Annotated in this window: 15 protein-coding genes and 6 pseudogenes; 5 read left to right on the top strand and 16 right to left on the bottom strand. The window is 34.6% G+C overall.

Annotated features, from left to right (window positions below):
• Positions 1-417: 417 nt before the first annotated feature.
• The 4 genes and pseudogenes from ABWU73_RS02680 to ABWU73_RS02665 form a co-directional block, all read right to left on the bottom strand.
• A complete protein-coding gene (locus ABWU73_RS02680) occupies positions 418-945 on the bottom strand; it encodes a hypothetical protein (RefSeq protein WP_341810289.1) in 528 nt (175 codons plus the stop codon).
• 174 nt (positions 946-1,119) lie between these two features.
• Positions 1,120-1,392, bottom strand: a pseudogene (locus tag ABWU73_RS02675) (TrbC/VirB2 family protein); the annotation flags it as partial.
• 2 nt (positions 1,393-1,394) lie between these two features.
• A pseudogene (locus tag ABWU73_RS02670) lies at positions 1,395-1,700 on the bottom strand (DDE-type integrase/transposase/recombinase); the annotation flags it as partial.
• A gap of 7 nt (positions 1,701-1,707) precedes the next feature.
• Positions 1,708-2,489, bottom strand: a pseudogene (locus tag ABWU73_RS02665) (IS5 family transposase).
• On the opposite strand from ABWU73_RS02665, the gene ABWU73_RS02660 reads away from it, so the two are divergent.
• The gene (locus ABWU73_RS02660; protein WP_065095500.1) at positions 2,481-2,753 is read left to right on the top strand and encodes a hypothetical protein; all 273 of its coding nucleotides are present in this window, start codon (positions 2,481-2,483) and stop codon (positions 2,751-2,753) included. The pseudogene ABWU73_RS02665 and the gene ABWU73_RS02660 overlap by 9 nt on opposite strands.
• A gap of 531 nt (positions 2,754-3,284) precedes the next feature.
• Positions 3,285-4,598: a hypothetical protein gene (locus ABWU73_RS02655; protein WP_264373832.1), complete on the top strand. Its 1,314-nt coding sequence runs from the start codon at positions 3,285-3,287 to the stop codon at positions 4,596-4,598.
• A 293-nt stretch (positions 4,599-4,891) separates the two neighbouring features.
• Here the strand turns inward: ABWU73_RS02655 and ABWU73_RS02650 are convergent, their stop codons facing one another.
• Positions 4,892-5,020, bottom strand: coding sequence for a hypothetical protein (locus ABWU73_RS02650; RefSeq protein WP_264328353.1), 129 nt, complete (start codon positions 5,018-5,020; stop codon positions 4,892-4,894).
• 101 nt (positions 5,021-5,121) lie between these two features.
• Positions 5,122-5,700, bottom strand: a pseudogene (locus ABWU73_RS02645) (recombinase family protein); the annotation flags it as partial.
• A gap of 71 nt (positions 5,701-5,771) precedes the next feature.
• Here ABWU73_RS02645 and ABWU73_RS02640 point away from each other — a divergent pair.
• Positions 5,772-6,860, top strand: a complete 1,089-nt coding sequence (locus ABWU73_RS02640; RefSeq protein ID WP_264329420.1) for an IS481 family transposase — start codon at positions 5,772-5,774, stop codon at positions 6,858-6,860.
• 35 nt (positions 6,861-6,895) lie between these two features.
• Here the strand turns inward: ABWU73_RS02640 and ABWU73_RS02635 are convergent.
• The 10 genes and pseudogenes from ABWU73_RS02635 to ABWU73_RS02590 form a co-directional block, all read right to left on the bottom strand.
• Positions 6,896-7,132: pseudogene (locus tag ABWU73_RS02635) on the bottom strand (baseplate assembly protein J); the annotation flags it as partial.
• A gap of 2 nt (positions 7,133-7,134) precedes the next feature.
• On the bottom strand, positions 7,135-7,470 hold the full coding sequence (locus tag ABWU73_RS02630) for a GPW/gp25 family protein (protein ID WP_065095512.1): 336 nt from the start codon (positions 7,468-7,470) through the stop codon (positions 7,135-7,137).
• A 21-nt stretch (positions 7,471-7,491) separates the two neighbouring features.
• Positions 7,492-7,746 carry a PAAR domain-containing protein gene (locus ABWU73_RS02625; RefSeq protein ID WP_065095513.1) on the bottom strand — a complete coding sequence of 85 codons (255 nt, stop codon included), beginning with the start codon at positions 7,744-7,746 and terminating at the stop codon, positions 7,492-7,494.
• Positions 7,747-7,751: 5 nt separating this feature from the next.
• Complete coding sequence (locus ABWU73_RS02620; RefSeq protein WP_264328538.1) at positions 7,752-8,216, bottom strand: phage baseplate assembly protein V; 465 nt, start codon at positions 8,214-8,216, stop codon at positions 7,752-7,754.
• On the bottom strand, positions 8,203-8,676 hold the full coding sequence (locus tag ABWU73_RS02615; protein WP_264328537.1) for a hypothetical protein: 474 nt from the start codon (positions 8,674-8,676) through the stop codon (positions 8,203-8,205). Before ABWU73_RS02615 ends, ABWU73_RS02620 begins: the two co-directional genes overlap by 14 nt.
• Positions 8,673-8,948: pseudogene (locus tag ABWU73_RS02610) on the bottom strand (phage tail protein); the annotation flags it as partial. The gene ABWU73_RS02615 and the pseudogene ABWU73_RS02610, both read right to left, overlap by 4 nt.
• A gap of 26 nt (positions 8,949-8,974) precedes the next feature.
• Positions 8,975-10,063, bottom strand: a complete 1,089-nt coding sequence (locus ABWU73_RS02605) for an IS481 family transposase (RefSeq protein WP_264329420.1) — start codon at positions 10,061-10,063, stop codon at positions 8,975-8,977.
• Between the two features lie 53 nt (positions 10,064-10,116).
• The gene (locus ABWU73_RS02600) at positions 10,117-10,338 is read right to left on the bottom strand and encodes a hypothetical protein (RefSeq protein WP_341810288.1); all 222 of its coding nucleotides are present in this window, start codon (positions 10,336-10,338) and stop codon (positions 10,117-10,119) included.
• Positions 10,339-10,469: 131 nt separating this feature from the next.
• Positions 10,470-11,690 (bottom strand): DNA modification methylase, encoded by a 1,221-nt coding sequence (locus ABWU73_RS02595; RefSeq protein WP_065095466.1) that lies wholly within the window; start codon positions 11,688-11,690, stop codon positions 10,470-10,472.
• A 103-nt stretch (positions 11,691-11,793) separates the two neighbouring features.
• On the bottom strand, positions 11,794-12,258 hold the full coding sequence (locus ABWU73_RS02590; protein WP_065095465.1) for a Holliday junction resolvase: 465 nt from the start codon (positions 12,256-12,258) through the stop codon (positions 11,794-11,796).
• Positions 12,259-12,476: 218 nt separating this feature from the next.
• On the opposite strand from ABWU73_RS02590, the gene ABWU73_RS02585 reads away from it, so the two are divergent.
• Complete coding sequence (locus tag ABWU73_RS02585) at positions 12,477-13,709, top strand: hypothetical protein (protein ID WP_065095464.1); 1,233 nt, start codon at positions 12,477-12,479, stop codon at positions 13,707-13,709.
• On the top strand, positions 13,675-14,790 hold the full coding sequence (locus tag ABWU73_RS02580; RefSeq protein ID WP_065095463.1) for a hypothetical protein: 1,116 nt from the start codon (positions 13,675-13,677) through the stop codon (positions 14,788-14,790). Before ABWU73_RS02585 ends, ABWU73_RS02580 begins: the two co-directional genes overlap by 35 nt.
• Positions 14,791-15,715: the final 925 nt, after the last annotated feature.

Genomic DNA, 15,715 nt, shown 5'->3' with positions numbered 1-15,715 from the left:
GTACCGTTCGAACTTTTCTTTATAATAATTCTACTATACCACAAAACTAGCTATATTAGCCTATTTTTGCCGCATTTAGATATGAATTAATTTACTTAGTTTTGTTACAACAATTTCAAGCTTTTATTTTCACAACGCTGCTTTTATTTAAATCGCTCTCACGAAGGTAGGTACTTTTTTGTGGTTTTTGTAAAAAGTAAATAACTAAATTTGTCATGGCACTAATAGGCTGATGTTTTTATAAAATCTTTTCTATATTAGTTCAAGCCTTTCAAAAATTTTAAATCTCTCATATCTGCCAAGAAGGACCTGCAACTGGTTCATTAGTTACGTTGTTAAATGCAGGGCTTGGTGTTTGTGCTAAATCTGACATTTGTAATTGCATCATTATCTTCTCGGCTACTTTCTGTTCCTCTTTTAATATTTTCTTTCCTCCTCAGCAGCAGCTCTTGCCTGTTTTATTTCTGCAATTACATGAGACCTCAATTCGTTGATAGCCACATCATCAAATTTTAAGTCATCTTTTGCAGATTCATTTTCTTTTTGTTCACGCTTAATAAAGTTTTTGTTTAATCTATTAAATTCATCATTTAACTTCGACAACTTATCAAATTCTTCCTTACCAATAGATTGCTTACTCTTTAACTCTTCTTTGAGGCTTCTGTATTCATTGCAAATACCCTTAATTTTTTCTTTATAGTCTGTATTTAAAACTAGAAAAGTATATTGTTGCTCTAAAGATTCTTCCGCAGCCTGATTACATCTGATCTTCCTAGATATATTGAATAAATCTTCTGCTTCATCATACAATAAACTAATAGCTTTTACTCTTGCCTGCACTTCCTCTCCAGCTTGTATCGCTTTTTCAAGGCGTATTTTGGCTTCTTTTACCTCTCTCTTAAAAAAAATACTCCATTTTTGTTTTGCGGCAGGTCTTTCATTCATCCTGAAATTAGTACATACAATTTCGCAGCAGGTCTTTTTTCATCACGCTTCCGATAATTTTTATTTTGTCCTACTTTACTCTGATTAGATTTAAGTAAATGATACAAGAAGTACCACTTACCTAAAACTTTTGAGACTTGCAGCATCTTTCGTTTGCAGGACTAGCAGAAGGCTCTACTTACATGATATTGCATCCGGTTTTATTGCACTTACAACTGTAGGAGCGCCGAAAAACACAGCAGTAAACGTACCCAATGCAAAAAGCGCAGGCCACGGCATTCTGCCGAATATTGCAAGCAAAGCCGCACCTATTATCACTATCGTGATCATCGGTCCACCTAGTTTGCGAGCGTACTCCATTATTTTACATATTACGTCTGCTGTTGTGTCCAGTCTAGCTCCAGTTCCATCTACAGCTACAGCTTCAAACGCAAAAGAGAGAACTAATACATACGCTCAACTTGTCCATTTGTCCAAGGATGGCTAACTTTTGTTAGACGATGCTCAATATTATTTTCTTCACAAACACTATCGAATATGTGTTGAAAAGCGTTCTTAAGGTGCTTCTGATTGGTAAACTGTATACCGTTATCTGTCAAAATAGTGTGGATTTTATATGGTAAAATTTTAATCAAATTACGTAAAAACTCAGTAGCTATGAGTTTTGTAGCACTTTTATGCAGCTCAACATAGGTGAATTTGGATGTTCTATCTATTGCAACAAACAAATATAACTTTCCTTCTTCTGTTCTTAGAACCTGTTTAAAATCTCCTCAATAGAAGAGAGATGAAGGAAAGAACAACCATTTGTAGGCTAGTGTTAAGTTTTCGCTCGCAATTTTTCCATAACCGTCTACATTTTTCTAACCAAGCAAAAGATCTCTCAACAACCCATCTTTTTGGTAATACAGCAAAAGAGTGTAATTCACTTCGCTTTATTACTTCAACAGTTGCACCAATAATGGCTTTTATTTGTCTTGCAAAATTTTCTCCTGTATAGCCTGCATCAACTAGTATATTTTGAACTTCAGAGAGGTTTTCTCTTGCATTCTCAACCATTCTCACAGCACTGCTACGATCGGTTGTTTCTGCCGTTGTCACATAAATTGCATGTGGTAACCCTTGAATATCAACTGCTATATGACGTTTTATGCCTGAAATCTTTTTGCCTGCATCATAGCCCTTTTTTTCAGCAGTATCTGTGTTTTTTACACTTTGAGCATCAATTATGCAGAAACTGGTTTTCTCTTTCCGACCACTGTTTTGTCGGACCTCTCCAACTAATTTTTTTTAAGACCAATTCCAGCAAACTTGGTTCTTCTCCATTTTTTTTATTCCACATTTGAAAATAGTAATATATGTTTTCCCACCTTGGAAACTCTTTTGGTAACATTCTCCACTGACAACCACTTTTTAGCACGTCCACAAAATACTTCGTATATATCAATTAATCTTGGTCTCGTTTTCTTTTTCCTACTTTCTAAAATTGGTTTGATTTTTTCAAATTGCTCTCGACTTATGTCGCTTGGATACCTTTGACTCATTTATATACCTCATTATTTACCTGTTCCTACTTTAGCTCATCTCTTTGGGATTTTAAACAGGTTCTTACAGAAGGCAGCGATGTAATATTAACTTTCTATACTAGTTTGGGAGAATTAAAAGTTAGATTATGCCCTCATGAAGAAAATAAAAATTCGATAAAAGTAGAAGTGAGTAAAGAAGGTGCACTTCTACTGAAGGAAATAGAAAGTTACAATAAAGGAATAGAAGATTGTGAAGAAATAGGACAAAATTGCTTATTGTGAGGTTTATCGTTTATTGAAGCTATAGACCGAGGAGTTTTTCCTAGATCTGGTGGATTAATGCGTCCTGAAGTAATAAGCGAATCCAATAAGCAGAAGGGTTCATGGGTAAAACGTAAGATGAAGATTCAAGAAGAGTTTCTGATTCTAGGAGAGGAATTGCTAGGTAAATTATGCAGCTAACCACTTTTGCATCTGGAGTGATTTTGCTTTAGTATATAATCAAGTGTCAGTTTCTGTAACACTGTTCTCATCCCAACTGTGAATTAGATTTTAGGTAAATTATTGAAAATCATTGCTTTTTTAATTAAGTTTGATCAAATTTAAAAGTAGCGTATGCATCATGCGGCTAATATCAACATTCGTTATTGGGAACACAAATGATAAATTTGTTTAACTTCTCAATTATAGGCAAAAACAGCTCTTTTTCATGTGTTTTATAACTAACGGAAATTGGTATTAGAAAAATTATACTTGCATTAGCTTTCATTTGTGCTAATTGTTGTAGATAATGTATTCATAGATTAAGGGAGTATGGTGTTAGAATGTATTTCAAAGAATGAGCAGGTTTATGCAAATGGTGGGTTAGCTAATGAAGAACAGCATACGGAACGTTTTGGTCGGCAAACCATTGAAGGCAATGCATCATTGTTAAGTCAAGAACAAAGTGATGATGACTGGAATGAGTCCGTTATTGAAGACAAAAATACTGTTGTTGAAAGTTCTTTTGTTCCAGAGAACTCAATTTTAATGAATTTAACAAATCTGTTGACTGAGAGCGAAAAAGTTTTGATTAATGAGTTTCGTGAAAAGATGGAAAATATAATGAAAAAGTTTCATGAAAATAGATACGAAAATTCTGCAGAGGTCACTCTAGAAAAGATAGAACATTTAATAGATGAGTATTTGAAAAGGAAAATAAGACTAAATTTATGCTGTGATCAATATGAATGCACTGTGTCAAATTTTGTATTCAGCAAAATAATTGATATTGCTAATAGTGTTATTCGTATAACTCCTACTACTAGATCACGGTATAAAGAAAACGGGGAAGAGGCAATAGATGAGTGGGAGGAGAGTGAAAAACCTTTATTCAGTATTGTCAGTAAGCTATTATTAGCAGGTGCGAAAATAAACTCTGATTTTTACGATCATAGAATGATAGATGAAATTATGTACGGAAATGATGAGCCTATTTTTGCAGAATGCGAAAAAATTAAGAAAGAACTAAAAAGTATAGCATATGAAGGTTTAGTAAACAAGAATGAACAAGCTCAAGATGATGATCTAACAGTAGAAGTGGATAACAATCTTGCTTTTTTTAGGTGGCCACAAAACAGTATTGTTGAAGTTGTGAAGGTTATAAATAGTAAGGTGAATGAAAATTTCAATATAGAAAGTGGCATTTTGCAGATTGGAGAAAGTATAGTAAGAGTTGAAAGTGTAGGAGGAAAAAGGAACTACACAGATGTCTTAGGAGGTAGCATCGAGATGTCTTTTTCTACTGAGGTAGGAAAGATTAGTATTTATCTAGGTCCTAGGGATGAAGGTAGTAATAGAATAAAGGTAGAGCTTGATGAAAAGAGCAAGGAGAAGTTTGACAAGTTAAAAGATCAATCAAGTCTAGGGGAAAGCTGTCTTTTAGGGGGAAAAAGTGTTTTACAAGCTGTAAAAGGTGGAGATTTTGAAAGAAACTGCGGAATACTTATAGAGTTAGCTGAAACTATTAAACAATCAGATTTTGTAGTGAAAGAATCAGGTGTTCCTTCTACTCTTATGAGGTCAATTGATAGTTTAGACCAACTGCAAAAGATGGAAGCTTCGAAAGGAATATTAGTATGTTCATAAGGTAGCTAAAATTATTAAATAAAAGAATAGTAGGTAAATAAGTATTGAGTTAATAATTTAGAGATTATTCTAGAAAAGTTTACCATTTACCTGAAGCTTTGAGCATAACATTTTGTCCTCGGTTTGAAGGAGATTGTGTAATAACATACAGGTCTATGTCTTCCACTTTCTCGAGCTTGGTTATACAGCGCAAAACCCATACACGTCATTCCCACATCTGCTGCCACTGCAAAATGAATGGAAATGTTCAAAACATAAAGTGCAACACAGCTTACCAATAACGCTGATACCAGTTACAATTGGTTGATTTGATGTTTTTCGTATATAGGATTTCCTTTACTATAAAAACATGGTTCTATTTCAGCAGAAAAGGGGTTGTTATGTGAGTTTGACTCTTGCTCAATAGTTTGCTCTGGTTTCATATATAAATTAAAAATCTTTACTATTCATACTAATATCCTCATATAATTTAATGTCAGTTTTTGTAACACTGGTTCACGTCAAGACTATTCATTTCCTTTTGTTAAACGGTGCAATTAAAACCATAAAATCTCTTCATTTGTTCACTCCACAGTACCGGCATTTCCCTCAAATCAGCTAGCTTTAAACTTCTTGGCTGTCTTCCATTTACTATGTCTTCTTTAATTTTTGGTGCTAAATAATTCAACCTCAAAATTTGCTGTATACGTCTTGTACCTATATTAATTTTAACGCTCAGCTCTTTCAGACTTGCATATTTTCCTTCCTCTAGCTGACGTTTCCACAGATGGGCTCTCACCACTGCTTTGAGTAACGCATTATTTGTTTTTCCTTCTGGTTCTACTACTGTGCATTTATTTCCTTTCTTCTTTATTGGTATAAATTTTTCCTCTGATTCAGAATGCACTTCTATTCCATCTTCTTTCACCAATACTGTTTTTATTAACTTTTTCACTACTTCCTTCTGTTTTCCAAAACTTAAATTTTTCCACTCTTCCGCTTTTTCTCCCCATTTTTCATATAAATCTTCTGCTCTCTTCATCGCTTCTTTTTCCACTTCTCCAGCGACTATTGTTCGGTTTTCTGATTCACAATTTTTTCCCCTTAAATGATTATTTGTAATAGTTCAGACTTGATCTGACAGGCGAACAAAGTAAGATAAAAATATGAATAAATTTTAAAGGAGTGTCAGATATGAGTACAACACAAGAAAAAATACTAAAACCAAAGTTGGGATTGCTAGAACTTGCAAAGCAATTAGGAAATGTATCACAGGCGTGTAAGGTAATGGGATATTCAAGGGATACATTTTACCGCTTCAAAGAACTGTATGAAAAAGGAGGAGAAGAGGCTTTACACGAGATAAGCAAAAGCAAGCCATTATATGCAAATAGGGTATCGGAGGATATAGAAAAAGCAGTAATTGAAATAGCAATAGAATTTCCAGCGTATGGACAAGAAAGAGCAGCAAACGAACTGAAAAAGAGAGGAATTCTCATCTCTGCAAGTGGAATAAGATCAGTGTGGCAAAGAAACGATCTTGAGAATTTCAAAAAGAGGTTAAAGGCATTAGAAGCAAAAGTAGCTCAAGATGGCATTATCTTAACAGAAGAGCAGATAACAGCTCTAGAGAAGGCTAAGGAAGAAAAAGAGGCCCATGGAGAAATTGAAACAGAACATCCAGGATACTTGGGTAGCCAAGATAGCTATTATGTGGGTAATATCAAAGGTATTGGACGAATTTACCAACAAACCTTTGTTGATACCTACTCTAGAGTTGCTTTTGCTAAGCTTTATACAGAAAGGACTGCTATTACAGCTGCAGACCTTCTCAATGATAGGGTGATACCGTTTTTTGATGAACAGAAAGTATCATTGCTACGCATTTTGACGGATCGTGGTACAGAGTACTGTGGCAGACCTGAAAATCACGCTTACCAGCTGTATTTGGGGGTAGAAAATATTGATCATTCTCGAACCAAAGCTCGTTCTCCACAAACTAATGGCATCTGTGAAAGGTTCCACAGAACTATGCAAGATGAATGCTACAATATTATCTTCAGAAAGAAAATTTACACCTCTTTGGCAGAGCTTCAGCTAGATGTAGACCATTGGGTGCATTCTTACAATAGATCTCGACCGCATTCAGGTAAATATTGCTATGGTAAGACACCTATGCAAACCTTTTTTGATAGTATGCATATTGCTTATCAGAAAAATATTGATAGCATTAAACAGGATGCTGATTTTGGTTTTGACTTTGTCAATTCTTCTGTCAGTTAATTCACGCCTGTCAGATCAAGTCTGAACTATTACAACTCAGCCAAATTATCAAGATCTTCTCCTGTCGCAAATTTAAGTAAATTACTCTTTACTGCTTCATTTATTCTTTCTCTAAGCAAAAGTTCTCTCCATGCTGCTACCTCCAGAATCTTTATCGCTGGATCACTTTCAACTAATGCTGTAAAACTTTCATCTCTACGCACTAACTCTTCCTTCATTCTCGAAAAGATTTCCTCAAAGTTCAGTGGTTCGATAATATTTGGCTGCTGCATTTTTAAACAACTACTCCATTAATATTTATGAACTTACCTTCTGAAAGATAGACACCTTCTAAATTCAATGTTACTCTCCCTTCTTTTACTCCTTCAACTTTTACTTTTTCTAACTTAAATCTCTTTTCCCATTTTTCCAAAGCTTCTGCAGTTGCTGCATATATCTCAAGTGTTAAATCTCTATTTATTGGCTTATCCACCAATTCAAATAATCTTGAGCCATAATCTCTCCTCATTATTCTACTGTTAATAGGAGTAGTTAATATATCAATTATTGATTGTTTCAGATGTTCTATTCCCTCTAATTCTTTACCTGTTTTAGCGTCCATTCCTTTCATTTTTCGACTATTTTAATTTTTTTATTTTGAAAACACACTTTGATTTTTACTTACTATTTGAAAACTACAGGATGCCACATCACCTGTTCTCGCTACACCAATACCATTTACAAATACGTTGTTTGATCCTTGCGTTAGTGTTTCCCCAATACTCAAGATATCACCCTTACGACAAGCAGGTCTACCATTAACAAATACATCTTCACTCCCGCTCACACAGACATGAATCGGCATACCTGTACAATGATCTCCTATGCAAACAACTGCTTTACTCATATATATCAATTTAAATCTACTCTTCTTGCTTTTAATTTAATACTATCTTTTGTCATTTCTATACTCGATTCCCCAGCCTTCAGTGTTATTTTGTCCACTACTTCAATCTCTAAATGGTGCTTCCCTTTATCATATGTAAACTTTGTCCCATCCTGAAATTTTACACTATTTATTTCCTTTTTATTCTCTGGTGCAGCATACTTCTGTTGATATATTCCAGCTAGTACTACTCCTAATGATAACTCTCCCAATGGTGACAATATTACTACCTGTTCATTTATGCTTGGTGGTAGCCAGCTTCTTTCCTCTCCTGCTCTAGAAGTTATCCATGGAAGAAAATCTGTTAAAAGTTCACCTATTTTTACTCTTACTTTTGCTTTTTCATAATCTATTTCTTTTACAACTCCTATACGAATGATATTCGCTACTTTTCTATTTAGCTCTGAAATTGCAAAACTATGGTCTAACATGCACTTCACCTATATCAATAACATGTGGCATTATGCCAGTTGACCATACTGATTTACCCGCATGCACTTCATGAGTCCACTCTACTAACCACACTAAATATGCATCAAGCTCTGGCCTAAAATCATCTCCTCCTCCTGATATAAATTCTCCTGGCGAAACATTTTCCACATTCCAAGTATTTTTATTTACTACTTTTGCAACTTCGCTAGCTAAAGATCTGACAATAATAGCGGCATTTTCTATTGTGCTATCAATCACAATTCGTGCCTCAAATCTTGCTTTCAGCGCTAATTCTTCTGTTCCTGGATCATGTCCTTTTTCAAAGCCACTAAGTTCCACAAATACTGCCGGTGCTACTAATTCTTTCCTTATTGCTGGATATACTTCGCATGTTTGTATCGCAGAAATTTCTTTCTTCAGCGTGGTACAAATTTTATCATGTAAATCTTTCAAATTCATCCTTTATAGCTCAATTGACGTTCAAAAAATTTTGTAAAGACTTTCTCAACCTCATAATTAACAAGATTCCCTATTATCCTTGAAGCCTCAGGTTTCAGTGGCAACTTAACTTCCTTTATTGGCAATGCTGCCCTTCCTTCACGTTTAAACATACCGCTATTTCCTTTTGGCATAACTGCTGCAAATCCTCCTATAAACTCATGCTTTCCTACTTTCGATCCTCTTCTTGTTTTTTGTATCTTGCCAATTGTCGATGCTCTAATGTGTAATAGTTCAGACTTGATCTGACAGGCGTGAATTAACTGACAGAAGAATTGACAAAGTCAAAACCAAAATCAGCATCCTGTTTAATGCTATCAATATTTTTCTGATAAGCAATATGCATACTATCAAAAAAGGTTTGCATAGGTGTCTTACCATAGCAATATTTACCTGAATGCGGTCGAGATCTATTGTAAGAATGCACCCAATGGTCTACATCTAGCTGAAGCTCTGCCAAAGAGGTGTAAATTTTCTTTCTGAAGATAATATTGTAGCATTCATCTTGCATAGTTCTGTGGAACCTTTCACAGATGCCATTAGTTTGTGGAGAACGAGCTTTGGTTCGAGAATGATCAATATTTTCTACCCCCAAATACAGCTGGTAAGCGTGATTTTCAGGTCTGCCACAGTACTCTGTACCACGATCCGTCAAAATGCGTAGCAATGATACTTTCTGTTCATCAAAAAACGGTATCACCCTATCATTGAGAAGGTCTGCAGCTGTAATAGCAGTCCTTTCTGTATAAAGCTTAGCAAAAGCAACTCTAGAGTAGGTATCAACAAAGGTTTGTTGGTAAATTCGTCCAATACCTTTGATATTACCCACATAATAGCTATCTTGGCTACCCAAGTATCCTGGATGTTCTGTTTCAATTTCTCCATGGGCCTCTTTTTCTTCCTTAGCCTTCTCTAGAGCTGTTATCTGCTCTTCTGTTAAGATAATGCCATCTTGAGCTACTTTTGCTTCTAATGCCTTTAACCTCTTTTTGAAATTCTCAAGATCGTTTCTTTGCCACACTGATCTTATTCCACTTGCAGAGATGAGAATTCCTCTCTTTTTCAGTTCGTTTGCTGCTCTTTCTTGTCCATACGCTGGAAATTCTATTGCTATTTCAATTACTGCTTTTTCTATATCCTCCGATACCCTATTTGCATATAATGGCTTGCTTTTGCTTATCTCGTGTAAAGCCTCTTCTCCTCCTTTTTCATACAGTTCTTTGAAGCGGTAAAATGTATCCCTTGAATATCCCATTACCTTACACGCCTGTGATACATTTCCTAATTGCTTTGCAAGTTCTAGCAATCCCAACTTTGGTTTTAGTATTTTTTCTTGTGTTGTACTCATATCTGACACTCCTTTAAAATTTATTCATATTTTTATCTTACTTTGTTCGCCTGTCAGATCAAGTCTGAACTATTACAGCTAATCACATTTAAAGAAGCTAGTTTGCATTCAGTGTTCAGGTCAGGTTCTTGCTTCGTACCTTTTTCAAACAATTCAATTCTCTCCTTAACAGATAGTGTAGAATTTGAAACATTATTTTCTACTTCTTCAGAAAACGATGCTTCATTATTTGTTTGCGAAGTTACTACTCCAGCTAACATCTTTTCTTGATTCATTGAGTACATCACATTTAATCCAAAGTTATTTGTTACGCTAAACTCATTAAAATACGGTATATACCAGTATTAATATTACAACTACCAAGGCTTACTAAATTTCTGTTTGCGTTATCTTTTCCACTTTTTTCTTACTGTTTTTCTTCTTGAATCTCTGAAAAAGTTTTACCAGTACCAGAAAGAATTGCTTCCCTACCTGTGTACACTTGCCAACGTTTTATGGTTACATCTACAAATTTTGAATCTAGCTCTATTGTCCTACAAATTCTTCCTGTTCTCTCGCATGCAATCAGTGTACTTCCAGAGCCGCTAAATGGATCAAGTACGATATCTCCTGATCTACTGCTATTAACTATTGCTCTTTCCATTAGCTCTACTGGCTTCATTGTTGGATGTAATGAGTTATGCACTGGTTTGTCATAAAACCACAGATCACTTTGATTTCTACCCCCATGCCACTCACGTTTATTGCCGCTTTTCCATCCATAGAGCATTGCTTCGTATTGTCTTTGATAATCTGATCTTCCTAGCGTAAAGTGATTCTTTGCCCAAATGATAAATGTTGACCATTTCCCTCCCGCTTCCTCAAATACTTTTTGTAACGTTGAAAACTCTGATGATGATATGCAGATGTAAATTGCACCTTTCGTATATGCTAAAATATGGGAACAGATGTCGTAGAGAAAAAGTTCGTACTTTTCACCTTGATTATCGTTTAATATTTTTTTCTCTTCTCTTTCCTGACTGCTACCGTAATCAACGTTATATGGAGGATCACATACGGTAATATCTGCCATTTTATTATCTAATACCGCTTTATATGATTCAACTAAAGAGCTATCACCACAATAGATTCGATGATCACCTAAAATCCATAGATCAGCTGGTTTTGTTATTTCTACTTTTTTGTCATCAACAACTAAGTCAGAAAGATCTTCTTCTTCACCATCTAAATCATCAAGAAAGTTTTGAACTTTTTCTAATTCAAATCCAGTCATTTTAAGATCAAACTGTAAATCTTCTAACTCTTGAATTTCTACTTTCAAAAGCTCATCATCCCACTTTGCCCAATTAGCTGATTGATTTGCCAGTAATCGAAAAGCTTTGGTTTGTGGTTCATTTAGATTATCACTTAAGACCACTGGAATACTTTCCATACCAAGTTTTCTTGCTGCTTTAAGTCTTAAATGACCATCAACCACAGTTCCATTGCTTTTTGCAACTATTGGTATACGAAAGCCAAATTCCCTGATTGAAGCACACATTCTATTTACTACATCATCATTTTTACGAGGATTACGCTTATATTCGACGAGGTTTTCAACAGGATAGTAGTGGATTGCTAAATTCATATCTTAATAATTAAAAAGTTAATATTCAAAATATCTCTGACGCTAAAGAAGGCCTGGGGTCAGCACCATCAAACCCGCCATTCTGGCTGAAAGGACCCACTTTTTATGGATTTTTCGTCTTATTAACATTTTTACTGAAATCCATAACATAGAACATTAATGCTAAAGCATCAGATTCATTATCATCTTTAGGCAAAAACCCTTTTTCCTTTACAGCTTCAATAACTTCACTCTTACTTGCATTGCCTTTGCCTGCTATAAAGCGTTTTATAGTTTTAACATTAACACCTTTGTATGGTACGTGATGTTCTTCACACCAAGCAGACAGCACTGCAAGAAAACCACCATAGCAATGAGCTGCATCAGTTCCTAGATGTCTTCTCACCCCCTCAAAGTACACTGCAGAAATCTCTTTCAAAGAATTAAGCCAATTGCGAAAACTTAAAAAACACATGCCACCTCCACTGAAACGACTACCATGAAAGCTTTTGCTTCCACTTTCAATTATTCCATCTGTTAGAATTGCCCAGCCTGTTTGTTTGCCGAGATCGAGTGTTAGGATTGACACTTATATTCAGAATTTGTTTCGCTAGAGTGCTATATAATATATATTCAGGATTTGAAAAATTTTTGTCCAAAAAATCTTCTTCATAAATAAACTTTTTAGAAAAAAACTTGGTTAAAAATCAGTAAACAAGCATTGTATAATTATTGGTCAAGGCTTTCAGATTTCTATCTTAACAGTGTAATTAATCTATTATGCTAACGTAGCTTAGCTAATTTCTTATGAACGTTTACCCAAACCGTAAATTCTGGGAAGATGATTTAGAAGTACCAGTTAACTACTTACTTGAGCGTTTTCACAATACAGAAGTCCGTCATTCTTGGATGAATTCACTTTCTGGTAGGCAGTTAAGTGTTATCTTTCAACACTGCTTTAAAGACAAGCTAAATGGTCAACTCTTTGATGATCAAGACTACGATAACACATCCATACAATATAAACGTAAAGTGATTGCTAAACATTTAGACTCTCTAGTTATTTATTACCTGATTAGCTGTTTTGAACGTGCAAAGCTTGAAGCTACTGTCAGTGAAATTGCAAGATCTGCATTGACTGAGGAACTCATGAAATCCTACCTTCTAAAAGGTAACAATAAATACGACAAAAAGTCTTTGTTATTTCTATTGTTTCATGTAGATCACAACCTTTTAAAGTCTGTCTATCACTTTGAAAAAATACAAAGAAAAGGTTCTGTATCATTTGCTCTTCAAAAGACACCACGACAACCAAATGTTCCATTTAAAGACTTCATCTCTCAGGAAACCATAGTGCAGATACTGAAAGAAGACGACATTAAACGCAATGACGGTTTTGAAAATCAATTACAAGGTTTCTTCTACCATCAAAATCGTTTATATGTATTAGTTCGTAGAGCTAGTGGTATAGATTTACTACTAAACTCAAATAAGGTTATTCATGGTCATAAGCCAGATTGGATGATTTTGGATTTTCTAGTTAATGGTACTCAAGTAGATCTTACTGCCAAAAATATTGATCAAGCTACAGAGATAGCAAATAGCATTGCGAGTCGTTATTTTAGCTCTGAATGTGTTTTTGTAAACGCGCAGGATAAAAACTTTGCAGAGCAAGTATATAAATTCATTAAAGTTTGTGTTGATGGCTCTGATTCAAATATATTCACTTTTGAGTTAAAATTTCAGTCAAATCGTTTCAATTACAGCTATACTAATATCACTTTGACTGTTGCTCCATATGATCCTATTGCACCGGAATTGCATGTTTTAAAGCCATTTGTAGGAGACATAGTGCCATTTATAGAGTCGATTAAAGTAATATTTCAAGGCAAAAAGATAGGCTTATTTTTCAAGCGAAGTGATGAGTATATAGCAATTTACTACTCTGAACATCCTCTGAATAAAAGGGAAAGAGAGGATTTTAAAGCATACATAAAACAATTTTATGGTCTTACAATCTTGCCAAGAGCAAATCTCTGATCTTCTTAATTCTGGCAGCTCTTGGGTTAATCCAAATCAAAATTATATCGAAGCAGCAAGGTATTTGTCGAATCTTGAATTAATTAAGATGCAAGAGAGGGCCTATATTATCTGCTCTCATAGACAAGATAAATTAGATTGGCCAAATATAGTTGATCCATACTGTAACAATGAGATTTTCATTGATGAGAACTTTAACGAAGCATGCGATAATATAATTTGTGAAAATTGCAACCGTGATATTTTACCTAATACCTACAAGAAGCAAAGATTTCACCGCTTATCTGCATATTTAAACCCAGAGAAATTTATGAATTGGTTTGAAGGTCAGCTAAGTAATACGCATTTCATGTGGCAAAAAGTGGAAAGTGGAGTTTATCATGTTGGTGGACAAGGTAAGATTGTAAGTTTAATCATACTTGATTTTTGCACCAATCCAACATTCTTAACGATAGATAAGCTTAAAGCTAATCCAACTGTATTAATAATACTGAGAAAAAATCCATCAAACATACCTCTTGATTTGCCCATAGTAAAAATGGTTGACCTTTTCTTTCAGCATAAGACGTTAATTGAAGTATTCCAAGAAGCAGCACAAAGAGGAGTACTAGAGTTCATACCAAATACTTCAATGCAAATCTTACATACTGCACTTAATCTAATTGAACCTCCTAAAGAGAAGGAATTGCTAAAGTTGCAATTGATAGAGGGCTCACTTTACGTAAACAATATAGAGATTCTAAATAAGAAAGCTGTAGCATGTATGAAGGTTTTTCGCATATTATTTGAACAATTTTTGCATGATTGTAAAAAAGAATTACCTCCTGAAAAACACATGTTGCTTAGCATAACTGAAATAGAAAAGCGCCTAAATCTTGATCCAGAAGCAGATCCAGAACATCACATCAGAAAACCACTAAACACAATCCAAAGAACAATAAAAACCACCTTAGCTAAAAAGTTAGGATTAAACATCGAACGTAATGATGTGATTCAAACAGTTGGTTGGCCTGGATCATCGCGTAAAGATTATGGCTACCGTATTAACCCTTTCACTGTGCTGATAAAAGTAGTTCGTTAAGTTTTTAGTAGATTAAAGTCTCTCCGGTTCAAATCACCTATAAATAGTTTCCCAGTTCCCATTTTACAGTTGGAGCAGGGCTAGTAGCTTTTGGTTTTATATCACCTGCAGCATAGGTGCTTTAACTGCTCTTCATATTGCCTTGCATTGACAAATTTTTTCCTTCAAAGAAGATTCACTCGTTGAGATTTCCAAAATGGCACCATGCAAGCCTGCTAAAAACAGTATTCACCTATTGTAGATAAGGTATGTTTTTTGTCTCTTTCAGGCTTTTGTTTTTTCTTAAGTCTTTACAGCTAAAATAAAACGTGATATGGCTGCACAAGGTTTTCTATTGAGTTAAGCTACACATGCCCCTCATTGGGTTTTTAATGTAGTTTACAAGAGTTCTTTGGGTTAAACCTATAAATTTGGGTCCACCAAGTGGTATAATTACTCTAAAAAGCATTAAAAATAGGAATTAAAAAAATAGACTGTTATCAAGATGAATTTTTCTTCAACTGCTTCTGTGCTAATAATCACAATAGATATATTACATACTACTAATATGTAATATATTATATATATAAAGGAATCTGCCATTCTGCCAACTTGCTCAAATCAGCCATAGAAGGGAACTTTGGAACATATTTCAAGTTGGCAACTTTCTGCCATTCTACCAACTTATTACTTTTTCTAAGCTACTGATTTTCTTATATTTTTATCAATTTTAAGTTGGTAGAATGGCAGATTCTTCAGTTTGCCAACTTGCCATCTTGCCAACTTAATATATAATTCTACTATCTCCTTTTGCAATGTTATACATTTCTTGGTTTTTAGCTGTTAACTGCATTTGGTAAAAGATAATAATTTGGAAATTTTTGGTATAATCTGTGCTCCTAGGTCCTGATCTTTCTCAAGCAGCTCATTGAAATAGTATTTTCTC

The sequence above is a fragment of the Wolbachia endosymbiont (group A) of Andrena helvola genome (genome assembly GCF_964028415.1).
Lineage (GTDB): Bacteria > Pseudomonadota > Alphaproteobacteria > Rickettsiales > Anaplasmataceae > Wolbachia > Wolbachia pipientis.
This window is presented reverse-complemented; position numbering and strand designations above follow the sequence as displayed.